This is a genomic window from Paenibacillus sp. FSL R10-2778 (assembly GCF_038593035.1).
Taxonomy (GTDB): domain Bacteria; phylum Bacillota; class Bacilli; order Paenibacillales; family Paenibacillaceae; genus Paenibacillus_AQ; species Paenibacillus_AQ odorifer.
Genome location: NZ_CP151956.1, coordinates 4,060,285 through 4,086,109 on the forward strand (window position 1 = coordinate 4,060,285; position 25,825 = coordinate 4,086,109).

General features: G+C 43.3%; 16 protein-coding genes. 3 read left to right on the forward strand and 13 right to left on the reverse strand.

From position 1 onward, the window contains the following. The first annotated feature begins 10 nt into the window (after window positions 1-10). Window positions 11-1,117, forward strand: a complete 1,107-nt coding sequence (locus NST40_RS18385; protein WP_342409866.1) for a glycoside hydrolase family 88 protein — start codon at window positions 11-13, stop codon at window positions 1,115-1,117. 64 nt (window positions 1,118-1,181) lie between these two features. On the opposite strand, the gene NST40_RS18390 is transcribed toward NST40_RS18385, so the two are convergent. From NST40_RS18390 to NST40_RS18420, 7 genes are all read right to left on the reverse strand, one after another. Continuing rightward, window positions 1,182-2,243, reverse strand: coding sequence for a glycoside hydrolase family 76 protein (locus NST40_RS18390; protein ID WP_342409867.1), 1,062 nt, complete (start codon window positions 2,241-2,243; stop codon window positions 1,182-1,184). Between the two features lie 12 nt (window positions 2,244-2,255). Then, complete coding sequence (locus tag NST40_RS18395; RefSeq protein WP_342409868.1) at window positions 2,256-3,311, reverse strand: glycoside hydrolase family 76 protein; 1,056 nt, start codon at window positions 3,309-3,311, stop codon at window positions 2,256-2,258. Window positions 3,312-3,344: 33 nt separating this feature from the next. Continuing rightward, window positions 3,345-4,232: a carbohydrate ABC transporter permease gene (locus NST40_RS18400; RefSeq protein ID WP_076142466.1), complete on the reverse strand. Its 888-nt coding sequence runs from the start codon at window positions 4,230-4,232 to the stop codon at window positions 3,345-3,347. 33 nt (window positions 4,233-4,265) lie between these two features. Further along, entirely contained in the window at window positions 4,266-5,153 is an 888-nt protein-coding gene (locus tag NST40_RS18405; RefSeq protein WP_342409869.1) for a sugar ABC transporter permease, read from the reverse strand. A gap of 64 nt (window positions 5,154-5,217) precedes the next feature. Continuing rightward, window positions 5,218-6,522, reverse strand: a complete 1,305-nt coding sequence (locus NST40_RS18410; RefSeq protein WP_076218842.1) for an ABC transporter substrate-binding protein — start codon at window positions 6,520-6,522, stop codon at window positions 5,218-5,220. 44 nt (window positions 6,523-6,566) lie between these two features. After that, entirely contained in the window at window positions 6,567-7,832 is a 1,266-nt protein-coding gene (locus NST40_RS18415) for a glycoside hydrolase family 125 protein (protein ID WP_342409870.1), read from the reverse strand. 246 nt (window positions 7,833-8,078) lie between these two features. After that, window positions 8,079-9,263 (reverse strand): GntR family transcriptional regulator, encoded by a 1,185-nt coding sequence (locus NST40_RS18420; protein ID WP_076278187.1) that lies wholly within the window; start codon window positions 9,261-9,263, stop codon window positions 8,079-8,081. Window positions 9,264-9,646: 383 nt separating this feature from the next. Between NST40_RS18420 and NST40_RS18425 the strand changes: the two genes are divergently transcribed. Beyond that, window positions 9,647-11,341 (forward strand): M3 family oligoendopeptidase, encoded by a 1,695-nt coding sequence (locus tag NST40_RS18425; RefSeq protein ID WP_342409871.1) that lies wholly within the window; start codon window positions 9,647-9,649, stop codon window positions 11,339-11,341. 76 nt (window positions 11,342-11,417) lie between these two features. Here NST40_RS18425 and NST40_RS18430 read toward each other — a convergent pair whose 3' ends face one another. After that, window positions 11,418-14,171, reverse strand: coding sequence for a sugar-binding domain-containing protein (locus tag NST40_RS18430; protein WP_342409872.1), 2,754 nt, complete (start codon window positions 14,169-14,171; stop codon window positions 11,418-11,420). 143 nt (window positions 14,172-14,314) lie between these two features. Here NST40_RS18430 and NST40_RS18435 point away from each other — a divergent pair, with 143 nt between their 5' ends. Continuing rightward, complete coding sequence (locus NST40_RS18435; protein WP_256719113.1) at window positions 14,315-15,247, forward strand: helix-turn-helix domain-containing protein; 933 nt, start codon at window positions 14,315-14,317, stop codon at window positions 15,245-15,247. Window positions 15,248-15,374: 127 nt separating this feature from the next. Here the strand turns inward: NST40_RS18435 and NST40_RS18440 are convergent, their stop codons facing one another. The 5 genes from NST40_RS18440 to NST40_RS18460 all read right to left on the reverse strand — a co-directional run bounded on the left by NST40_RS18440 (window position 15,375) and on the right by NST40_RS18460 (window position 25,317). Next, on the reverse strand, window positions 15,375-15,749 hold the full coding sequence (locus NST40_RS18440) for a DUF1801 domain-containing protein (protein ID WP_076304056.1): 375 nt from the start codon (window positions 15,747-15,749) through the stop codon (window positions 15,375-15,377). A gap of 19 nt (window positions 15,750-15,768) precedes the next feature. Beyond that, complete coding sequence (locus NST40_RS18445) at window positions 15,769-16,143, reverse strand: DUF4180 domain-containing protein (protein ID WP_076128242.1); 375 nt, start codon at window positions 16,141-16,143, stop codon at window positions 15,769-15,771. 440 nt (window positions 16,144-16,583) lie between these two features. Then, window positions 16,584-20,978: an S-layer homology domain-containing protein gene (locus tag NST40_RS18450; RefSeq protein ID WP_342409873.1), complete on the reverse strand. Its 4,395-nt coding sequence runs from the start codon at window positions 20,976-20,978 to the stop codon at window positions 16,584-16,586. 133 nt (window positions 20,979-21,111) lie between these two features. Further along, a complete protein-coding gene (locus tag NST40_RS18455; RefSeq protein ID WP_076219943.1) occupies window positions 21,112-22,203 on the reverse strand; it encodes a response regulator in 1,092 nt (363 codons plus the stop codon). 3 nt (window positions 22,204-22,206) lie between these two features. Further along, window positions 22,207-25,317: an ATP-binding protein gene (locus tag NST40_RS18460; protein ID WP_143761970.1), complete on the reverse strand. Its 3,111-nt coding sequence runs from the start codon at window positions 25,315-25,317 to the stop codon at window positions 22,207-22,209. Window positions 25,318-25,825 lie beyond the last annotated feature (508 nt).

A 25,825-nucleotide genomic window follows, 5' to 3' on the forward strand; every position in this document is an offset into this window, starting at 1 on the left:
GGCAATAATAATGACAAGCCCTTATTGGCAGGAAATCATGGGTAGACTTGATACAAAAGTGGAACGTATGGTAGAGCAGATCGGTGACAAGTGCCCGCATTTCGCCGGGAAAGATGGCAAATTTGATGATATCGGTTCAGACTGGTGGACTACAGGGTTCTGGCCTGGACTCCTCTGGATCATGCATGATATGACCGGAAAAGATCTTTACAAGGAGGCTGCTTGGCATTGGGACGGTACCTTGGAGGAATGGTTTGTTAAACCAACGGTTGAGATGCATCACGATGTGGGATTCCAATTCCTTCCGACCGCTGTAATCAAACATACAATTACAGGTGACGAAGATGCCCTGCGCAGAGGGATTGAAGCAGCGAATTTCCTCGCTGCCCGCTATAATCCTGTAGGCAAATTCATCCGCGCATGGAATGAAGATAAATACGGCTGGGTAATTATCGACTGTATGTTAAATATCTCCCTGCTGTTTTGGGCCAGCAAAGTGACAGGTGATCCCCGCTATAAGCATATTGCAATTAGCCACGCCGAAACGACAATGCAATATGGCATACGTGAGGATGGATCCACCAAACATATTATTTCTTTTGACGCAGAGACAGGTGCTTATCTTGAGAATTTTGGCGGTCAAGGCTACTCGGCTGAATCCTCTTGGAGCCGAGGAACAGCTTGGGGATTGTACGGCTTTATCAATACTTATCGCCACACTGATGATGAACGTTTCCTGAACACTGCTAAGCGGATCGCACATTATTTCATCTCTGCTTTGCCTGAGGATCAAGTCCCTTATTGGGATTTCCGCCTAGAGGATGATACCCGGATGTTCCGAGATAGCTCCGCAGCCTCTATAGCCGCTTCAGGATTATTAGAGCTTGCAGATATCGTACCCTTAGGCGAAAAAAGTCTATATGCAAATGCAGCGGAGCGAATTCTGCGCTCACTGACCGAAAATTACGCAACCTGGGAGCTGCCGGAGCATGAAGCGATTTTATTGCACGGAACTGGCAGTGGCGATTCCTTCATAGATGTATCCCTGATCTATGGAGACTACTATTATATTGAAGCTATCGCTAAATTAAATGGCTGGAAACATCGGATATTTTAATTGCAAATAGTTAATTTAAACAACAAAAAGACACCTCTCTTGAGGTGTCTTTATATATTTCAGGCTATTCGTTCACCAGTGCCGCAGCACCCTCCAGCAGCATCAAGCCGCTGAGCTGAATACTCAGCTGAACCGGAAGCTCCGGTTTCACTTCCCACGATGAACTGCACAGACCCAGTTGTTTATCCAGACCTTTTTCCCACAACTGCATTGCATTGGCCAATATAACCTCGCGAATACGGATATTTACAGGAGATATTTTACAGAGCTGAACCAAATAACGAATCAGAATGCCCTTGAACAATCCAGTATCATCAATGCCTTCATCAGGCAACATCAGATTAATTGGATCGCATAACCGATCAATACATGTATTAGCCGTTCGATTCGCATCTTCTAAGTAATGAACATCACCCGTATTCTTGTAAAGCTCTAGGCCAGCGCCTAGAAACACTCCCTGACAGTAAGTAAACTCCCAGTCGTAATCGATCTGGCCATCCCCAAGTCTATTCATCCCATCCCACACAAAACCAGTCGTAGAATCCATCAAATATGTCTTGTTCCATTCATAGATACGGAGCGCCCACTCCAGATCCTCTTGCTTATGAAAAAGTTCATATAACCGGGCTGCAAGAATGACGGCAGGTGCATTGGCAGGTGTGTTTTTATAATCTAGCTGATCCTTCTTCCACGCCAGACCTCCACCCAACTGTTCATTCCAAGCCGTCTTAATATCCTCCCATAGATCAAGCACAGCATTTAAATAGGCTTCATGTCCTGTAACCCGATAAGCACGCAGCAACGCCAATGCTGTCCATTCCATATCATCATAGTAATTATGCCTGAAAGTCCCCCCGTTATAAGCTTGCAGACTCTGACTTAGCTCCATAATTTTCAAGGAATACACAGGATCTCCACTACGCTCATAACCATCTACTAAAATATCAAGGACATGAGCCTGCCACCAATAATAAAAGTTTTCCCCCGCAACGTTGTACGCTCTGGGATACCATTGGTTCATGATCCCCGTCTCAGCATTATAATAATTACGTAGTAGACATTGTTGGAACCACTCGGACTTTTCCTGCCAACTGACTGCTTCTATGGCTTCCTTTGCTTGTGTCATTAAGAACTCACCTCAACCCTGTTCTTTAGTTAATTCAGCCATCTTCTCCAGCAGCTTGATCGCACTAAGCTGGGAGCTGAGCTGAATCACACCAGCGGAAGTCGAAGTCCAATCTGCGCCAAACAACACTTTATCCTCTGACTTTCCTTGTTCCCAGAGACATTCTGCATTCGCTCGCAGGAAATCTACAGCTTTAACTGCTGCGGAATCAGCTTTGACCCATTCAGCTGTATAGCGAATCAGGATTCCTTTAAACAGTCCCGCATCACCATTTCCTTCATCTGGCAGCACACCTCCCTGAGAGTCAGCAAGTTCATGGGCTGCGGCGGCAAAGGTTAGACGAGCATCCTCTAAATATTCCTGCTCTTTAGTGATACGGTACAGTTCAACTGCTGCGCCAATGAAAACACCTTGGTTGTAGGAGTATTTCCAATCTTTATCGATCTTTCCATCGCCAGTGCGATTCATGCCATCCCATACAAAACCCGTTGCCGGATCTACTAGATGCTCTTTTTGCCATCTGTATATTTTTAACGCCCATTCAAGATTGCCAGCTTCACCAAAAGCTTGATACAAGCGTGCCGCAAGTATAGCTGCCGGTGCGTTGGCTGGTGTATTTTTATAATCCAACTGTGATTTTTGCCAAGCAATTCCACCGCCCATATGCTCGTTCCAACCTGTCTGAATGTCGTTCCATAAAAGAAGGGCTGTATCTTTATAACCTTCCACTCCAGTTGCTTGATAAGCACGAAGCCACGCGAGAGCCATCCATTCCATATCATCATACAACTCATTTGGCCACATACCACCATTGCGTTGTAGCAGACCTTCATGAAGTGCGGAAAGCCTTTTGGCATACCAGTTCTCTCCAGTCCGCTGTAGTCCATCTACCAATACATCCACAGCATGGGCCATCCACCAATAATGAAAAATCGTGTTGCATTCTCCATTTGGACAAGGTGTTTCTATATTGTACATTTTGATCGCTTCATTCCAGAAGAATGAATCCAATGCAGCTTGTGCTTGATTCGCCCGTTCCTCCCAAATCCCTATCTCCAATTGGTTCATATAGACTCTCTCCCTGGTTCGATTTTTATTGCATTAGCCCTTAATACCACTGAAGGCTATCCCTTGTACAAAATAACGCTGAAGAGCTAAAAACAACACCAATATCGGCAAGATTGCTACTAGCGCTCCAGCCATCATTGGACCGTAGTCTGTTTGAAAATTATAAGAAAAAGCTTGAAGTCCCATCTGAATCGTTGCTTTGTCGGGATCATTCAGCACAATCATTGGCCATAAGAAACTGTTCCAGCCCGCTTGGAAGGTAAAGATACTTAAAGTAGCCAGCGCTGGTTTAGTCAACGGCAAATATATCCGCCAAAATATTTTAAACTCTCCACAGCCTTCGATCCGGGCCATTTCCATCATGTCACTAGGTAAGGTGAGAAAGAATTGCCGCATAAAGAACACAGCAAAGGTTCCAGAAGCGCCCGGAAGAATAATCCCCCAGAATGAGTTCATCAGCCCGTTACCCCCGCTACCGAAAATATCATTTCCTCCAAAAAGAGGAATATGGCGCATGACATAAACCGTGGGGATCATCGTCACAATGCCTGGTATCATCATCGCCGCAAGCAGCACGCGGAATATCGGCTTATTGAGCTTAAAATTCAATTTTGCGAACGCATAACCACTGATAGAACCAAAGAACAGATTCGCCAATACACCCGCTACTGCAAGTACAAGCGAATTCCAGAAATAGAGCGCAAACGGAACCGTAGTAAATGCCTTACGATAGTGTTCTAAGGTCAAATGTGAAGGAAACCACCGGATGGGCATGGCGAAGATCTCTTCGTCAGGCTTCAAGGATGTAAGAACACTCCAATAAAAAGGTAGAAACATTACGATAGCAATAACTATGCACACTATATAATAGATAGATTTGCTTAAGCTTCTTTTTAATAACGAACTTCCGCTAGTATCCATACCTCTATCCCCCTTCTGCATGGCAAGCCCGGCTTATACAATAGACTCCTCCGCCTTTGTGATCCGCATGTTTATAAGTGAGAAAATAAGAATGGCCATAGCAAGCACAAATGCTTGTGCAGACGCATACCCCATTTGCAATTGATTAAAGCCCTGCTGATAGATCAGATAAACTGGAGTCTTTGTCATATTCGCCGGACCCCCCTGCGTCAGCACAAAAGCTTGGTCGAACAACTGCAACGCACCAATGATGGACATCGTACTGACCAGAAAGGTTGTTGGTCGCAGCTGCGGCCAAGTAATAAACCGGAAACAAGCCAGCTTATTAGCACCGTCCAGCCGTGCAGATTCATACAAATAGTCAGGCACGCCCTGCAGACCTGCCAAGTAGATAATCATATTAGAACCTACCGATTGCCAGAGGGTAAGCATAATAATGGATAACATCGCCGTTCGGGTCTCGGATAACCAAGCTGGACCCGTAATCCCAACATAAGACAACAATCCGTTAACCAAACCAAATTCAGGATGCAAAAGCCAGATCCAAACGGTAGCAGCAGCAACGGCGGATGTAAGGGTAGGCAGATAATTCAATGTGCGGAACAACTTTACCCCACGCCAGGATCGACTAAGCAGAATCCCGAGGAGAAGCGAAATCAGAATATTAAATGGAACGAAAATGATGGAATACAGAAATACATTTCGGAATGTTTTCCATAACAAACTGTCCTCTATCAAACGGCGATAGTTATCAAAACCGATCCAATCGTTTCTACTAAGTACATCGTAGTTGGTAAAGCTTAAATATAGCGCCATTACCACAGGGATGACTGTGAATACTGTAAACAGCAATACCGTGGGTGTAATAAACAGATAAGCCGTCCGCGCCTGATGTTTCTCTAGCTTTCTGATGGAAGCCATTTCAGCTACCCCCTCCTAAGCAAAAGGGAGGCGAAACCTCCCTTCACTTCAAATGTCTTACTTATTATTTCACTACTTCATTATCCTTCAGCATTTTGTCGCCCTCTTCTTGCGATTTCTTCAAGGTCTCATCAATGCTCATCTTGTTTTGCTGGTTAAGCTGCAAATTAGGGGCCAAAGCATCAGTCTCCATCACGGAATATCCAGGATGGTTCGGACGAACCTTGGCGAACTCCAACGTTTCCAGAAACGGCTGCCACTTTGGATCATCCTTGAAAAATGGATCTTCCATCGATGGCTTATAACCCGGCAGGTTTAGACTCGTCTTTGCCCAGAGCAACGCGTTATCCTTGTTCGCTGTCCACCATTTGATGAACTCCCATGCTTCTTCCTTATGTTTGGAGCCTTCTGGAATCACTAGCCCAAATCCACCCATGACACTACCTTTATCACCATTTGGTCCGGCTGGAGGAGGAACGATTCCATAATCCAGGTCTTTACCATATTTGTTATAGGTGCTGAGCATCCACGGACCGGAATACAGCATAGCCACTTTACCTGTGACAAAAGCATCTTGCCCTTCACCAAGTCCAAGTTCGAACCCTACTTTATACACTTTGTCCTTGTTCATTAGGCGATCCCAGAACTCAAGCACCTGCTTGCCCTGCTCATTATTAAAATTGGTCTTTCCATCCTCTGTAAGCATGGTGCCGCCAGCCTGTTGGAGATACATATTAAAAAGTCCCAAATCTCCCATAGAAAAACCTGCAGTCTCCAATTTATTGCCATTCCATTTCGTTAGCTTCGTAGCCGCTGCCTCTAGCTCATCCCAAGTTGTTGGAGGTTGAAGTCCTGCCTCTGCGAGCAGCTTCTTATTATAGAAAAGAGCACGGGCATCTACTGTAAGCGGCAGCCCATATAATTTGTCATCGTATGAAAGCTCCCGTAGGGATTCACTGTAGAAATCATCTTCGGAAATACCGTCACGCGTTAAGTATTCATCCAACGGATGCAGTACATTTTTCGGGGCGTATAGCGAAGTTCTCCAACGGTCCCAAAACAGTACATCAGGAGTGCCGCCATTGGTCGCAGAAGTTAGGAATTTCGTGATCATATCCTGTTGCAGCACATATTTTACATGAATTTTATCCTGCGATTTATTAAAAGCATCCACCATGGTCTCGAATTGCTTCTGCCCCTCACCGCCCCAATCTCCCCAGAAGGTAAGCTCTGTCTTTTTCCCGGTACTGCTCCCAGCTTTGCTTGTGTTTCCGGTCTCTTTGTCCGCAGATCCGTTATTACCACCGCAGCCCGCAGCAAGTGCAGTAGTCATTACCAAAACAATTGAGGTAACCAGCCATTTTTTCATGTTCTCTATCCCCTTTAGAGTCGATTATTCAAACCTTGTTGGTCTCAACCGCGCTTAATCTGCTTACCACAGCGCATGAGTACAAGCTCACAGAACATCATGTTTGCCCAAGAGAACCATGGACGTGTAAATTCATCAGGATTATCCACATGAAACCCTTCATGCATAAATCCAGTTCCTGCATCCGTCTTCTCCAGCAGCTGAAGTAAGGCTTCCTGTTCCTCAAAGCGGGTAGATGTCATTCCCTGCATCGCTAAAGCTATGGGCCAGATATACCGATTTGGCGTATGCGGACTTCCAATGCCAGCAGCCGCTTTTCCTGCGAAAAAATAAGGATTAGTGCTACTTAAAATAAGTTCACGGGTATTTTTATAAATAGGATCATCAGCAGTCACGTAACCCAAATAAGGGATAGAGAGTAGACTAGGTACATTTGCATCATCCATAAAATTCACCTGTCCCAGACCATCTACTTCATAAGCATAGACCGCTCCAAACTCTGGATGTTCTACAATTCCATACTCACTTATTCCCTTATTAAGCTGGTCAGATAGTTTTCTAGCTTTCTTTTCCAGCTCCTGATCACCTAAAATCTCACGGGCAATTTCACACACATATCGTAAAACAACCACCGCGAACATATTGGCCGGAACCAAATACCCATATTCACAGGCATCGTCACTAGGACGAAATCCAGACCAAGTCATTCCGGTATAAGCCGTCAACGTCCCTTTGCCTTCTCGAGCTAACGTATCCGTGGGCGGACAGTTCATCCGTTGAAAAAGATATTTTGAATCGCGCTCATGGTTCTGTTCGGTAGTCCATAATGTTATGATTCTTTCTACGCCTGTTACAAACGACTCATTAAACTGACTAGTACGGCCCGAATTCTTCCAGAGCAGATAACTCAGTTGGATTGGATAACATAACGAATCAATTTCATATTTTCTTTCCCAGACTCCCGGGCTCATCTCCGTCAGATCCTCTTGGTGGCCATGCCCACTTTCTTCTTCATTGAATGCGTTAGCATACGGATCAAGCTGGATGTAAGTAAATTGTCTACGTACAAGTCCCTCAATCATGTCTGCAATTTCTTCATCTTCGGAGGCAAGGATTAGGAAAGGTCTGACCTGTGCGGCGGAATCCCGTAGCCACATCGCTGGAATATCTCCGGTAATAACAAAAGTGCTTCCGTTTGGCATTCGTTTTAAGGTTGTGTTCCAGGTGTTGGCCATACATTTCTCGAACATTTCGGCTAATTTCGGGCGATCACTCAGCTGTGCTTTTACGCTAGATGCCAGTTTATGCATCGACTCGGGTATTTCTCTAGTTGCTTTCAGTTATAATACCCCCTTTTTCCTTTTAACTTTGAAGCGCTTTCATTGATTAGTATATTGTCATGTAATTAGTATGTCAATATGTTTATTTTATTATAATAATATATCAATACATCTATAATGATAAATACATATCTAAAACAAATAAAAAAACCCATCCAAAAGGATAGGTTTTTATAACAACTAATATATGTTTAATTTGGAGAATAAGCCAAAATTCTATTTAGAGATAGATTGTTTAGCGGAGCTTGTGGATTCACCAGAAATCAACTGAGCTTCCAGCATTATCTTATTGGACACACTCTGCCCGTTCATAATTCGCAATACATTTTCTACTGCAAGCCGCCCCATCTCTTCTTCATTTTGCCGTAAATGGGTAAATGCATAACCCGAACCAAGTGGAGTTGGCGGACTATCAAAGCAAATGATCGAAATATCTTCTGGAATTCGTAGCCCAAGTCGTTGGACCGCAGTTCTAGCCAGCAGCGCAATATTATATTCCACAGCAAAAAGCGCCGTTATTGTTGGATTCTTTTGCAAATGAGAAATTAGCCGCGAAATGTCATGTTCAATATTCTCATCGTTGAAGGAATCCGGTAGTGTTGAGGTCAAATCGCTGACCCACAATCCCTTGTCTACAGCTATTCCCCGTTCCGCATGCGCTTGAATAAATCCCTCTACCCGCTCTTCAAGAGCTGTGGTATCCGCTGGAGGTGGAGAGAGAAAGGAGATATGAGTATGCCCGAGATCAAATAAATACTCCGTACCTTTGAGTGCAGCCTGCATATTATCAGTACTGATCGATGCTGCTGCCACTCCTTTTAAATGGCGATCTACCAAAACTAGCGGGAACCGCCCTATCACCAATTTTAGAATCTCCGCATTAAAAAATTCGCCTTGAGCCGGAAAAATGATCAGACCATCTACACCTAAGCTGAGCAACTTCTGAATAGATTTCTCTTCGTTCTCCGGCACCCCAAACGTTCTTCTTAAAACCAGAAAACAATCATTATCACGTGAAGCCTGCTCCATGCCATAAATTAAGCCTGTGCCATAGCTGTTGCCAAAGTCGGTAATAACCAGACCGATCGTCTTTTCCTCATGGTTAAAGGAATTGAAAACAGTTCCGTCGGAGACCGTCCCCGGAGATATCGCTGATTCCATGTAATCGACTGCTGGATCTGCCACAAATGAACCTCTCCCCGGTTTTCTCACAATTAATTGTTCCGCGGCGAGCATTTCCAGAGCTTTTTTACTCGTAATCCGACTAACATTATAGGCTTCAGCCAGTTCTTTCTCTGAGGGAACCCGTTCCCCTTGTCCATAGGATTTATTAACGATAAGTTGCTTCACTTCATCAAATATTTTTTCATACATCGGTTTGGATGATGTTGTCTCACTCATGACTTTCGTTATCTCCTGACTCTATTTTTTTCATCTTATACATAATAATATATCATGATATATTAAGTTTGTCGACAGTTGTGCGGCTACAGCAAAAAAAGAGGGAGGAAGGATGTAAAGTGAAAAAATACAAAACTTCGTATATAAACTTAGATAACCCGTATGCAGTGAATGCGGGTTATCTAAAGGCTAAGTAATCGCTATAAATATCATTTCTACTATATTCTTAGATAATATCAAACCGTATTTCATCTAACAAGTTTTTACACTTTTGTCCATTTGTTCTTTTTTTATTCAAAAACAGCTAACACAGGTCTATCGTAAATTGCTGTTCAGAATATATAATAGAGACTATCTGGTATAGAAAGGAAGTTGAATAGTTAATGAAATTTAATGATTATCGCTATGAGCGCCCGGATGTAGAGAAGTTCAAACAGGATTTTAACAACCTGCTTAAAGATCTCAATGACACCGAGCCATTAGAAGTGCAAAAGGCTTCCGTTACCGCTATTAACAAGCTTCGCAATGAGTTTGATACCCTGCAGACATTGGTTAGCGTTCGCCATTCGATCAATACAACAGATGAATTCTACAAGGCTGAACAGGAATTCATGGACGAGATTGGCCCTATCGTTCAGGAATACATAACGGACTACTACAAAGCACTCGTCAATTCCAAATACAGAGCCGAATTCGAACAAGAATGGGGCACGCAGCTGCTTCAGCTTGCAGAAGTAGCTCTGCGTACTTTTAGTCCAGAAGTCATCGAAGATTTACAATTGGAGAACAAACTCTCTACAGAATACGCTCAGCTTATCGCGTCCGCCAAGATTCCATTCGAAGGCGAAGAACGGACACTGACTCAGCTTACTCCTTTTGAATTGTCCACGGATCGCGATATGCGCAAACGTGCTTCACAAGCCAGATATGATTTTATGTCTGAACATGAGAGTGACTTTGATCGAATCTATGACGAGCTAGTTAAAGTCCGTGACCGCATTGCTAAAAAGCTTGGTTACAGCAACTTTGTTGAGCTAGGTTATGACCGGATGATGCGTACCGATTATAACGCCGACATGGTAGCCAACTTCCGGAAACAAGTTCTGGAGCATATCGTACCCGTCTCCCAACAGCTTAAGAAACGGCAGACTGAACGCCTAGGTCTGGATGCCTTGAAGTTTTATGACGAGAACTTCAGCTTCAAGACTGGCAATGCCACTCCTAAAGGAGATCCTGACTGGATTGTAGCTAACGGATCCAAGATGTACAAAGAGCTCTCTCCGGAAACTGATGAATTTTTTACTTTTATGTTGGATAACAATCTAGTGGATTTAGTAAGTAAAAAAGGTAAGCAAGGCGGTGGCTATTGTACTTACTTCAGCCAATACCAAGCACCTTTTATCTTCTCAAATTTCAATGGAACCTCAGGGGATATTGATGTCTTGACCCATGAAGTGGGGCATGCCTTCCAGGTGTATGAAAGCCGAAATATTAATGTACCTGAATATGCTTTTCCTACTTATGAAGCCTGTGAGATCCATTCCATGAGCATGGAGTTTTTTGCTTGGCCATGGATGGAATTGTTCTTTGAAGAGGATGCAGACAAATACCGTTTCAATCATTTGGCAGATAGCCTTCAGTTTATTCCTTACGGAGTTACTGTAGATGAATTCCAGCATTTTGTTTACAGCAATCCTGAAGCAACCCCTGCTGAACGTAAGCAAGCATGGCGAGAAATCGAGAAAAAATATTTGCCGCACCGTAATTATGAAGGTAATGCTTATCTGGAACAGGGTGGATTTTGGCATAAGCAAGGCCATATCTTCGCCTCCCCGTTCTATTACATTGACTATACACTAGCACAGCTATGTGCCTTCCAGTTCTGGAAACGTTCAAATGAAGATTTTAAATCCGCTTGGAGTGATTATTTAGAATTATGTCAAGCTGGAGGAAGCAAATCCTTTATCAAGCTGGTTGAACTTGCGGGCCTGACTTCACCTTTTGAAGATGGCTGCATTAGTTCGGTCATTGGAGAGATTGAAAGCTGGTTAAACAGCATTAATGATAAAGAACTTTAATAATACCTTGCAGTACCGATAAAAAAGCAATCCCTGCTTCTTAGCTGGGATTGCTTTATTTTCATATTAAGGTTATTTAGCGATAACGAATCAACAAGTCCAGTGGATAACGACCTGCATTACGGCCATACAAAGCTAACCCGCCGTCCTCTGCTTGCAGCTCCAATCGGAAAACACGATTGCGATCCAGCTTCGCTGCTAACTGTCCCGGTACACTTGCCTTGCATAGGTAGCCGTAAGATCCAGCCTCATCCAGCTTATTCGCTATTGGCTGATAATGCCAAGACAAAATCCCTCTGCTATCAGCCGGATCATCCGGTAAATAGAAAGAACCAATCCGGTGCCCATCCACCAGAACGTTCACTCGGGAAGGATGACGCTCTTCATCCGTCATATAATACGTATTCGGATTATATTCCACCCTCGCATCTGCCCCATGCATAAGATCAAGGCCCATATCATTAAGCTTCGTACCTTCAACATGCCGCGCCAGCAATCGTTTAGCACTTGCTTCGAACATGATCTCTATCTCACCAATCATTGATTTATCTGCTGCATCTGGCAGTGTAACCTCGTATACATACTGACCTTGCCCAGCACCATTGATCTTAGATCCTTGGATAGCATCCCATTGATGCTTAAAGTTATGATCGGTATAAGCTCCCACTGGAATTTGAATAAATTCTCCTTCACCTTTAAACAATACAGTGTTATTACCGCCTCTTACATCAAAAGTAATGAAATTCCGCGTGATCGCTTCACCCTTCTCATTAATCAGAGAAACAGCAAGTATTGCAGCCGCCTCCTGACCAGGCATTGTAATGTTCAAAGAAGGAAGTATAGTGTTTCCAAAGTTATCCCATTTCACAGACATATGTCCACTTTGCGCAGTGACCCGAGTCCCCAAATTATCGTACCACAGTTCCCATTTCAGCTTCAAATTATGACCGTGATAGCTGTCCGCGAAGCTGGAACCTAGCAAAGGTACTTTAACACTCTGCCCTGCTTCTACTGTCTGGCATGGAGGAGCATCTATCACGATAAAATCTGGGGAATGCAGATCCGCAATCGTCATCCCGGGAACAAAATCCCCATATCCAAAATCCTTATCGCTCCCGTCTAGCCGGTAATAACCATTGAACTCATTCGTAACATCACGGAATTCAGTAAATACGAATCCACATAGCTTATCATGCCGCCGGAATTCATTCATCATATAGCGGTAATGCCATGCCAAATCACTGTCCCCTGCACCACCTTCTATCCCCCACACATTACCGCATTCGCTGTTCATTAGAGGGGCATCAGACTGTACGTTGCCGCCAATACAGTTAAACTCCGATCCCGGAAATGTTTTATCTACAACCTCATTTAAGTGGGCTTGCAGCTGCTCGTAACCATTAATGTAAAAGTGCCATGTATTAATATCCGATTCCACATGATCATAATTACACGGCGAGTTATCCTCAACAATTCTAGTCGGATCAAGCTGCTTCGCCCAGCGATATTTCTCCCGCACCCATTCCTGTGTCTCTTTAAGATAACTACTCTGCTGCTGTACATCACTTGTGAGGCTAGCCTCCTGAGCATCTGTCTTCAAACCCCAGGTCTCGTTGAACATAACCCACGAAAAAATAGATGGATGATTATAATCTCGTTCAATCACCTCAAGGGCTTCACTCTCATAGGAGGCTCTGGCCTTGTCATCCGGATTACCCCAGAAACAAGGCATATCTTCCATAACAAGAATGCCAAGCTTATCCGCCCAATACAGCTTACGGGGTTCTTCGGGCTTGATATGAATTCGCACCATGTTTAGCCCTAAACGTTTCATTAGATAAATTTCATCCCGCATGTCTTCATCCGTTGGATAGGTGAAAAACCCTGTCTTGTGATAGGACTGATCAAGAGTACCGTTCAAATATATCGGCTTACCATTTAAGGTGATCCACCGATAATCACGATCTTCAAAGCGGGCAGTCTGAATTTCGCGAATTCCGAAATAAGTGCTGACTGTATCTGTACCAAACGATCCACTAAGCTGCAATTCACCTTCATATAAATAAGGATTTTCTGGACTCCACAAATGCGGATTGGGAACATCGATAGACAGCTTACATTCGTTCACCCCTGCTATAAGCTGCAGCTTCTCTGTATGAACAACAGAATGATCAGCGAATTGCAGCGTAAACTCTGCCGAACCCGTTTCATGCGCAATTATTCTTGTAGTTACCTTCACCTGTCCATCTATACGGGTCACAAACTTTGCATCTTTCATATAAGTTTCGGGACGTGCTTCAAGCCATACAGGCTGCCATATTCCACGGATTTCTCCATATCCTTGTTTGCCCCGCGCTTGATAAGCATGATCGAAATCCTCAGCTCTTACGACAATATTATTCTCACAATTAGCTACCCAGTAAGGTGTAATATCAAATTCAAATGAACCATATCCACCTTGATGTGAACCTACATGTTCTCCATTTATCCACACATCACATGAATAATCTACTGCCCCAAAACGTAAAAACAATCGTGTTTGTTGGTCAACAGCCTGCCCATTCACGGTGCGGCGATACCAGCCTATTCCTTGTTGATCGCAGCCAATTCCGGATAAGGGACTTACCCAAGAAAAAGGTACAGTGATCATTGAGTCGTAAGCGATTTCAGGATTGGAGTACCATAACGCCTTCATACCTTCATTGTTCGGATCAAACTTAAATGACCATTGCCCATTCAAATTCATCCATTCATGACGTTGCCAATGTGGATGAGGGTGTTCAGAACGAGGAATCGCAAGTGTCTCAGAAGCTAATATAGAAGTTGTCATATGGCGAGCACAGCCTTTCAAAATAAGAAGTTGAGCCCATTTTAGCACCAGTATATGTTTTTCGCAATGTTTATTATGATTTTACAATACTCGATCTTCATTGTACAATAACCTCAACCCATCCTATACGAAAAGGAACAAATATGATGAATGATATTTCACAAGAAACGATACGTTATCCCGCGTCACGCATTTTAGATGTAGCTAAAGCACTGTCTGGTGACGTCCGCGTCCGCATTCTTGAAGCCCTTGGAGAGAAGCCTATGAGTGTCAGTCAATTAGCTGAGACGTTAGGTGTAGCTCAGCCAACGATATCTATCAATGTGCAGACGTTAGAACAGGTTAATCTTATCTCGTCTACACAAGGAGCAAATCGCGAAAAAATCTGTGCGGTCACCTGTCGCTCTATTCAACTCGATCTCCCTTCAAAGCTAGGGGATGGGCTGCATCAAACTGAGGAAATACATATGCCCATCGGAATGTTCTCCCACTGCTCCATACAACCGTCCTGCGGGATGGCCGGAAAAGATGGTGGCGTCATTGGCTCCCAGGATGATCCAAGAGCATTCTACATGCCTGAACGAGTCGATGCCTCTCTCTTATGGTTCGCAGAAGCCGGTTATGTCGAATACTATTTTGCCAACCCCCTGCCTCCAGGCGTCGAGTTGGACGAAATCCGCATTTCGGCAGAAGTATGCTCAGAAGCCCCTTCATTTCGAGAGGATTGGGCCAGTGATATCAGCTTATCCATCAATGACCAGTTAGTCGGGACTTGGACCTGTCCCTCCGATTTCGGGAACCGCAAAGGGAAACTGACCCCTGAACGTTGGAGAAGTGGAACTGAATATGGAGCTCTTACTACATGGAGTGTCTCGGAATCGGGCAGCAGCTGTAATGGTTCTCTCTCATCTCCGACTACAATCAGCTCTTTAAAGCTGGCGTTTAATGAACCTATTCGTGTACGTTTTGAAATCCGGGAGGATGCACTCAATAAACGAGGACTAAATCTGTTCGGAAGTGGGTTCGGGGACTATGCCCAGGATATCATACTGGCGTTTGTACGACGTCCGAAATGAGGAAAAAGAGGCAGGAGTGCCTCGGAAGTGGATCCAATGTTCACCAGCATCAAGAAGAACATCAACAATGGATGCACACTTCCACCCCTGACCAGATGGACCTCTCTATTTCATACCAGTAGAGACCTTATTTTGCTTCAACTTTTTTTAGATTCTCAGCGACTCGGAAGGTTACAATCTTGCTAATTAATTCATAAGGCATAGGCTTATCAATAGGGAATTGAACGGAACCTTTAGCACCTTTATAGCCTGATAATTCATCTTTAAAAGCATTAATTCCACTTGGAGTTGGATAGAATCCAATATGCTTGGGATAAGCAGCGAAATGCACCAAATTTCCGTGTAATGCAAAAGTAGGCATCTGATAGCTTATTTTTTCCTCTGCTTCCGGTGCCGCCTCTTTTATCACCTTTCTTAACGTATTAAGGATTTCCTGAACCTCAAGCGAAAACCCGGAAATATAGGCATCGATCGATTCATATGTGATTTTACTTTCATCCATGATATAACTCCTCTCTGGATCATCTCCACGATTTGCATAAATGTAGGGCCGCTAAAGCCTCAGCTTCAGTACTTTTGAACAACATTTTATCGCCTTGATTGCATTCGTAAATAAAATCATTCAGACTTTTGCTGTTATAGCTTGTAAATTCTCCTACGATAGCAACTCTCATCTGATAGTTTGTATATTTTTGTGCAATCTCACCAGCAACTCCAGACTTTAGCTCGAAAAAATCATCCGTAATCTGTTCCTTCCTCAGAAGCATTTTATCGCATCCTTGGTATTTCACATTCATCATTAAGTCTAAGGCATCCCTTACATTATTGATTATGATCTCCTCACCAGAGATTATAGCTACCGTTGAATCATTCTTATCATCCACTGTGATTTTCATTCAAGACTACTCCTTTTCCGCGAAGAATTGCTGCAACATTATGATTACTCTGCTTAATCGCAACCGACCATGCAGATTCACCACTTTTTATTTTAGCAGAAATGTCGGCGCCATGTTCGATTTACAACTCTATTAGTTCTACATTATCCGTATGAAAAGCAGCAGAATGTAAGGAAGTATAACCATCACTATCGAATATATTATTCTCCATATTCGCAAGGTGCGGATGAGCTTTCAGGATTTCTTTCAGCCGTTCTGCATGGCCTGATTGTGCTGTCTGAAATACATCATTAATGATTAATTATCGTATAAACGAGCTAAGTTATTTTTTCTGGATAATTAGCTATTCTCCAGCTTGGCTAACCATAAAAAGAAAAGAGGATTCGTTCAATGTTCTTTGAACGAATCCTCTAATGATCACAATTCTGGAGCTCAGTAGATTAGATTAAATCCGACTTTTCAAGTAGCCGCTTCACGATCTCTGCAACCTCAGCTCTGGTCATATCATCTTTCGGAGCAAGCCCTTTACTGCTTCTTCCCATGATAATGCCTGCCTGCAAAGTGTCAGTAACTCCACTGATTGCCCAGTTAGAAACCTCACTACTATCTGTAAATGGAGCTAACAAAACGTCAGCCGATTGAACAGAAAGCTTAGTCTGTAGCGCTGTAATTTTCATCGCTTTAGCAATAATCAACATCGCTTGTTCACGGGTAATATGTTCATCAGGGCGGAACATGCCATCTTCAAAACCATTGATTAATTGATAAGTAAATGCCGTGTTGATCGCACTGTTATACCAATCCGTGGTCTTTACATCTGAGAATGGTGTTGCAGCTTGTTCCATCTCAAGTCCCAGACCGCGTACAACAATCGCCGCAAACTCTGCACGGGTAATGGCTTGATCCGGAGTAAATTGACCACTACCTGTTCCCTCAATGACTAATCGGGAGCCCATATCGTTCACTGCCTCTTTTGCCCAGTGATTAGCTACATCACTAAATTCAAGCGGATGCCAGATTACGGAGTAAGTACCTCCGCTTAGGCTGTTGATAGTAGCAAAATATTTGCCATCAATTACAACCACTTTAGTAGGAACATGGTGTACCGAACCTTCGGAATCAACGTACACTCCAGTTGTAATCTTGTTCGGGTCCATCCCTTCAGGAATGGCTATGGTACGTTTAACATACGTATTGAATTGGGAAAGTTCAATACTCTTATCTCCGTAGATACCTCTAGCCGTAAAATTAACTGGCGCGGAAACTAATGAGAAGGATCCTTTTTGCGCAGCTGATTCTAAAGCTTTAACTTTATCGGCTGTAGGAGCACTAATTTCAATCTGTATCTTAATATCTTGCAAAGCTACCGACTTGCCGATTTGCTCGTTCAAAGCGTCAATATTAATTTGTTGAGCAGGCAGTGTAAATGTCGCATTTCCCGCTTTAATCTCAAGAATCGCTTGATTACCCTGCATATTTTTAACCATTTGTCCGTTTAGTTCGCCAACTATAACATCAGATTTACTATTTGCACCGATAGAAACTACCGTACCTTTACCTTCAGTGGCGAGCTTGTCCTCTAGCTTCTTCTGATCTAACACAATGGTGGTTAACGTTTGCTCATTCCGTTTACCATTCGTTGCGGTTCCCACTATTTCCGCTTTACCATTGATTAGAATGGAAGCAGCATTTACCACAGGTGCCGGAGTTGGTGATGGGGTTGGTTGCGACGGAACAACAACATCACCACCAGATGGAGTGCTAGGAACAACTGCATTGGACTCAGCAGAGGATTCGCTGATGCCAGCTTTATTGATTGCCTGTACCGTGAAGGTATAGCTTGTTCCATTCGTCAAACCACTGATTATCAGAGGACTTCCAGTTCCTGTAACCGTCAAACCTCCCGGATTAGCAGTTACAATATATCCTGTGATTTCGCTGCCTCCATCGTTCACCGGCGGGATAAAGGTGATGATTGCTTGACCATTTTCTGCTGTTGCAGTTACGGATGTTGGAATTCCAGGTGCTGTAACTGGTTTAACAGGTGCCTTCACAGTAACGGTTGTAGAAGCCGTATAACTACCATCTTTCGTCGTTACCGTTATGATGGCTGTTCCTTCACCAATCGGCGTTACTACTCCATAAACAACCTTAGCTACTGTCTCATCGCTCGAGCTCCAGATCATACCTTTATTTGTTGCATTAGCAGGTGCTACTGTCGCTTGTAGAGTTCCCTCGCCTTCACCCACCGTTAAGTTAAGTTCTGTCTGGTCTAAAGTCACCCCAGTTACGATAACGTCAGGTGGCTTAGGAGCGGCTACATTAACTGTGGTTGTAGCTGTAAAACTTCCATCTTTCGTCTTTACCGTAATAACTGCTGTCCCCTCTCCAACCGGAGTTACTACTCCGTTCACAACGGTCGCGACTGTTTCATCGCTCGAGCTCCAGATCACGTCTTTATCCGTTGCATTCGCAGGCTCTATTGTTGCTTTTAGAATTCCATCAGCTTCACCAGCTGTTAAATTCAGTGTCTCCTGATCTAGCTTCACTCCAGTTACATCCACAACGGGCGGGATTGGGGCACTCACATTTACTACAGACGAAGCTGTAAAACTTCCATCAGTAGTCGTTACCGTAATAACTGCTGTCCCCTCTCCAACCGGAGTTACCACACCGTTCACAACGGTTGCAACTGTCTCATCACTAGAGCTCCAGATCACGTCTTTATCCGTTGCATTGGCAGGCTCTATTGTTGCTTTGAGGAGTCCATCAGCTTCACCAGCTGTTAAATCTAGTGTCTCCTGATCTAGCTTCACTCCAGTTACATCCACAACGGGCGGGATTGGGGCACTCACATTTACTACAGACGAAGCAGTAAAACTTCCATCAGTAGTCGTTACCGTAATAACTGCTGTCCCCTCTCCAACCGGAGTTACTACTCCGTTCACAACGGTCGCGACTGTTTCATCGCTCGAGCTCCAGATCACGTCTTTATCCGTTGCATTGGCAGGCTCTATTGTTGCTTTTAGGAGTCCATCAGCTTCACCAGCTGTTAAATTCAGTGTCTCCTGATCTAGCTTCACTCCAGTTACATCCACAACGGGCGGGATTGGGGCACTCACATTTACTACAGACGAAGCAGTAAAACTTCCATCAGTAGTCGTTACCGTAATAACTGCTGTCCCCTCTCCAACCGGAGTTACTACTCCGTTCACAACGGTTGCAACAGTCTCATCACTAGAGCTCCAATTTACTGTTTTGTTCGTGGCATTAGCAGGTGCTATTACGGCACTAAGCGTGTCTCCTACTTCTCCTTCCGTTAAACTGAGTGATGGTTTATCCAGGGTCACTCCGGTTACGATTATATCCCCCGTATTGTTTACGGTCACATTAAAAGTGTAGGTGTTGCTTAATGCTCCATCACTTACCTTAACAGAAATCACACTGGTGCCAAAAGCATTCGCTGCGGGTGTTATTTCTAAAGTTCGTTGCTCACCACTTCCACTTATTTTCAGTCCATTATTCGGAATTAAGAGCGTATTCGAGGAAGTAGCTGATACTTGTAGGTCATCTCCATCCACATCGAGGACCTTAAAGGATCGTGAGACCGACTTGTTTTTATCGGTTGTAGTATTCCCCATAAAACCTGTGTCCTGCTTCCAGGTTGCCCCAGTAATTATGCCGTTCTTAAGGGGAAGACCAGAGGTATTAATAGCGACATTCCCATCATTGCTATTCGCTAATTTATAGTTTAAAGCCAGATTAGGTTCCGAGCCTGTCAAGTCGACATTCATTTCTCGAACAATATCACTTTGGGTCTTGGCTTTACTCCAGAACCTCACGTCTCTCATTCCACCGTTATAATCTCCGTCCTGTCTCCACGTGCTTTTTCCAAGCCAGTTATTCGGACGTGCAACGTTTCCTACTGTACTTAAATCCATGGCCCCTTCTGCCTTAAGTACACCATCCCAATAAATCCGTCCCTTTTTCTGACTGTGATCATAAACAATCGCGACATGAACCCATTTAGAAATCGGGAAATCCTCAGTGACATTAATATCTCCCTTATTAGTGTAGGCAGTGAAATTCATCCGTTTGCCGTTAAAACCCACAAAAATATTGTGGTTCTGCTCTGCGATCGATGATTCAAAAAATCTCATCCATGTCTGAAAAGCATCTACCTTCAAAAATCCCTCAACTGTAAAAGAATTCCCATAAATCCGTTGATCCGGGAAGGTCACATAATCCCCGTTACCGTCAAAACTAAGATAGTCCCCACCATTTAGTTCTGTCAGATAAGGTGCATCGTTCACTGGATTTACAGTAATTACGGCTATACCCGGATCTGAGCTGAACGCGGCAGATACTGTGGTATTCGCATTTTTTTGATAATTTTGATAACCGGATGCTGTTGTATCCCATAGCTTAAAGCTAATGGATGCCGTTCCGTTCCAGTCTTTCGCCGGGACAAAACGGATTTTCTCCGATTTCAGCAGCAGAAAAGCATTACTGTTCGACACCGGCTCGATATTATACCAAATTCGTCCCACCGTGTTGTAATACTGCCAGGCCCCTTTGGTATTATCTAAAGCTACTACAGCAATCCCTGTTGACGCTGGATCCGATACTTTTCCTGTCAAAAAGCTGGCTACCTCAACTCCTGCGTTGGAATAGTCATCTTCATTGATCGACGTTATTATAGCTGGGCTATTCTCGATCCAACCGAAACTAGCTTTTGCACTTATGATTGGAGTTTGCATAGGACCTACCCCCTGCACCACAAGTCCAGTACATAACGAAATACTAATGCCTATTTTCATAAATGATGGCTTCAAACTCTATTTCCCCCTCTAGCATAAATCATGTCCTTAATTCGACAATAATCGAGAGTATTATACAAAATTAAGATAAACAAAAAATAAACAAAAAAAGAACCCTCGATAGCCATCCTTTCGAAGGTTCCTTCCATTACAATAACTTCTGTTTCATTAACGCTTTAAGTTTAGGATCGGGTGTTGTTCCAAGCTCTTGCTGCAGCATCTCTTCCAATTGACCAAATTTCCGCTGTGCTTCATTCATTCGCCCTAATTCAATTAATAAGTTGATGATTTCATGATAGATGTCCTCTCGCAAGGAATCTAATTTTAATATTTCTCCAAAATAATGCAGTGCTTGCTGCTGCTGATTCTGCTCCAAATGAAATCTTGCAGCCAGCTCCAGCAATCCTATATATTCATGCTCGAGTCTGCGCGTCCTGCCACTGGCCCATTCATAGGCTTTTCCTTTGAGTAATGCTCCTGTGTATAAAACTTCTGCTTGAATCATCCATTCAACATGTCTTTCAGAGGTTTGCCTGATTTGCTTTAACAATCGCTCAAATTCATACAGATCACAATAAATGCTGCTTTCTACTACATGAATTTCATTCCTGCTAGCTTTTATATAATTGGCGCCGATTGCTTTTCGAATATAATACAGCGTCGAGTTCAGATTCTTCCATGCTTTTTCAGGCTCCAATCCGCTCCACAACGTGTCGATAATTTCCTCCCGGCTAACCGTCCCTTTACTAACCAGAAAAGCAAATAATTCTTCTGTTTTTGGACTTCTCAGCTTGATTAGCTCTCTGTTCTGCGTTCTGCGGTACACTTTTAAACCATTAAATAAAAAAACTTCTAACGTAGGCTCAGCCGTTGTATTTCGATTTATTTTTTTGAGTTTCTCTAACGTCTTAGACAACCGCTCCGCAGTTACAGGCTTCAAAAGATAATCCACTGCACTCAGGTCAAAAGCCTGCAGCGCATACTCATCAAATCCGGTTACAAAAACCACATCTATCGATTCATCCAATTCATGCAAAAGGCTAGAAAACTTCATCCCATTCGTCTCAGGCATAGAAATATCTAAAAAAGCTACATCTATCGGATTGGCCTTCGCAAAAGCATAGGCTTCCGCAGGATTCAAAAACGTCTCATAGACATCAATCTCTCCGCTCTGCGATAAGATCCGCTTCAGGCGTTTTACCGATAACTCCTCATCATCTACAATAATCGCTCGCAGCATGCCTCAACCTCCCATCCGCTTAAGCTGCTGTATTGGAATTTCAAAAGATACCGTTGTGCCTAATCCTTCAGCACTTTGAATATGAATATTTTTTCCATATAATAGCTTGATGCGCTGACTGATATTCCACAGCCCCACCCCTCTTTTATCTACATCTGACTGCATTACTTTTTTCAATTTATGCTCACTCATTCCAGATCCATTATCCTCCACAATAAAGCTAATCACAGAATTCTCTAATTCTTTTACAGATATAATTACCGTGCCACCCCGCAAATTGGACATTAGGCCATGCCTTATTGCATTTTCGACCAAAGGCTGTAGAATCAGCGGAGGAATCCGGTAATCCGTATTCACTCTCACATCATATTCCACATTTAATCTGGCACCGAAGCGTGCTTTTTCAATATTGATATAAGCCTCTACCAGCTCAAGCTCATTCTCCAGACTCGTTAGTGAATCCAGTTGTTTGAAATCAAAGCTGCTTCGCAAATACTGTGACAGCTGCAGTGTCAACTCTTCGGCCTTCTCAGGTTCCTCCACACATAGTTCAGCAATTGAATTCAGAGCATTGTATAAGAAATGAGGTTTGATCTGGGATCGTAAAAAAGCAATTTCGGCGTCTTTGGCAGTCTTCACGGAAGCTCTCAATCGGGTCAGACTTTTAACACGTGCCATTAGCTCTTCAGCTTCAAAAGGTTTTCCCACATAGTCATTTGCACCGTTATCCATGGACATCTTCATATCGCTCACCCTGTTCTTGGCCGTCAGCATTAACACAGGCAGTTCAAAAGGAGTAAATCTCTCTCTAATCTTTTGCAGAACCTCGTAACCCGAAATGTCCGGCATGGTAATATCCAGTACCACCAGAAAAAAGTCTGTGTTTTTCGCTAGCTCCTCAAGTGCCATCTGCCCGCGATTGACAACCACAATAGAATATTTCTCTAGCTTAAACAGATTGATCATAGATTGCAGATTGGCAAAATCATCGTCCACTACTAAAATGGGCTCATTGATCTCGCCTTTGATATAAAGGGGATAACTACCATGGGAGAAACTTAATTCTTTATAAGAATGTGCCGCCTTAAGGGTTGGCCTCGAGATTGGCTTAACCGCTTTATCCCACCGTGGAAGTGTAAAAATAAACACCGAACCTTTTTCCACTGTAGATTCCACAGCTATGTTCCCACCATGCAGTTCTACTAGCTTCTTAGTAATACTTAATCCGAGCCCTGTTCCACCATGACTATGGATCTCCGCCTCATCCACCTGCTCAAAAGCTTTGAAAATACGCTCCTGCATATCCGGTGAGATACCCAAACCTGTGTCTGCCACACGTACTTCCACCCACTCCTGAATAACTCTGGCACTAATCTCTATTTCACCCTGTTCCGTAAATTTAATCGCATTATCAACCAAGTTGTGGAAAATTTGAATCAGACGATTGCCATCTGCATTCACCATAGGGAAATTCGAAGCGACTCTGTTAACGAGCAGGATCGACTTTTCTCCGAGCAAAAAAGAATGAATACCAATGACGGAATCAACAACGGCTTTCAAATCCAGGTTGCTTTTGTATAATGTGATGTCTCCATACTTCATTTTGGAATAATCAAGTAGTTCATTTACCATATGTGTTAATCTTCTGCCGCTCCCTATGACGATCGCTAGATTCTGCGCTTGTTTTTCATTAACTGGACCCTCAACCCCATCCAGCAGCGTAGCTGTAATGTTCACTATGGCATTTAGAGGTGTTTTTAGTTCATGTGAGGTGTTGGAAAGGAATTCATCTTTAATTTTATCCAGCCCGATCAGCTGGTTTTTCATCTCGTCTATGGTATGGTAGGCTTCAAAAAAACGTAGAACAATCAGCACGATCATGATGATATTAAAAGCCACAATGTAAAACTGCCCGAGCCAAAGGTTCTCTTTTATAGAAAGAGCAAACAAAATAATGTCTATGGAATATAGATTAATAGCTAGAATCGCCATAAACATCAGCAGCAATTTGATTCTATTTACTTCTGCGCTTCTGATATACAGGGTGGCCACTCTACATAACATCCAAATTAACATCAGCTCATATAAAATAATCACATACGGATAAATGACCGTGTAAGAACGAATCGGCAGGATGGCGACCAGAATTATAAAGCTGCCTAAAACAATCGTTATGGCTTGAGTAAATTTTAAAGATATTATGCTTTTGTGCATTTGGTAAAAAAATATTGCGAGCACAATAAAGCAGGAGATGGAGCTTATATCCTTTACTTTGTAGAGCACTATGAACGAAAGTTTAGGGAAAAAGAGTAAGAGTGAACGCTCGCCGATCAATCCATGATATATCGCAAACAGCAAACAAATAGTTGCAAACACAAGTAAAGAGTAATCCTGCTTACGGTATAAGGACGCTGCCCCAAAGCAGATAAAAAAGATAAGGGCAAGTGTGCCTAAAATAGCAACGGTGCTAAATTCACGGGCCGTACTCTTCTGCTGAACCTCCATCATTGCTGCTTCCTCACCAAAGGATAAAGAAACCGGAATGCCCCCATTCACATAATCGAAGTTGGAGACTTGAATTATGATTTCTACATCTCCCTTATCAGACGAAAAAAGCCCAATCAGCGGGATATTCCCTGACCGATAATCAGCTTCATTAGCAGCAGGATTACCATCCTCAATAACTGACTGTCCATTAACAAAAATCCTGCTTGAAAAGCGGATATTTGTTTTTTTCAAGGCGAATACCCCACTTACAGGCAGGTTTTTTAGAACCATCCGATAGGTGGCGGAACCGAAGGCGGGTAAAGGGCTTCCATTAACGATGTTGCCGTTCCACCGGGAGGGCACCTCCATCCAAGCTGTAGAATCAGGTATATCTGCGCTACCCGCCCTAAAATGCTCAGAAGTTAATAGCTGGCTCCAATAAAACTCCCATTCACCGTCTAACTTGATAATCTTATCCTGTTCATAATCCCAAGCCGCGAGATCCATGACTCCATGCTGCACTTGCAGGTGACTTCCTTGTTTATCGTGACCCATAAGAATGGATAGAGGAATCGCAGATAATAAAATTAAACCAATCAGATAGATAAGTAATGTCCTTTTGAGCATCGTATCGGCCCCTTTTATGGAAGAGTAAAGCTGCAGCAATCACCAGGGCCATCCTGCAACACGTGATGTAGAGTAAAAAGTTTAGATGAACATAGATAATTCTATAAAATTTTCTAATTTCCTTCACAATTCGACAAAGTAACGGACCTTTATTAGGATTTTTTTCGGAAAAAGCGGGACTTGTATGAAAAGAGGGTCTGAGAATTCTTGCGGCTCTGAATGCTTACGCCGCACGCATGCGGACTCAGAAGACCTTATTTGTTGAAAACCGAGGGTTTTGACACGCTATCGGACTCAGTTGCAACTATATGCTCATAACTACCCCATTTTGAGTCGATTTGCGGCTAATAAGAGCTATGCAGTCCGTAACTTTTGGAATACGAGCGAAAATGTACGAATAGCTGCAATACGGTCCGTTCATCCCGGAGTTACATGACTTTGGTGACATGGAAGACATGAACACAATGATATCTGACATCTTGGACTAGATAGGCAATTCTGATGTCGT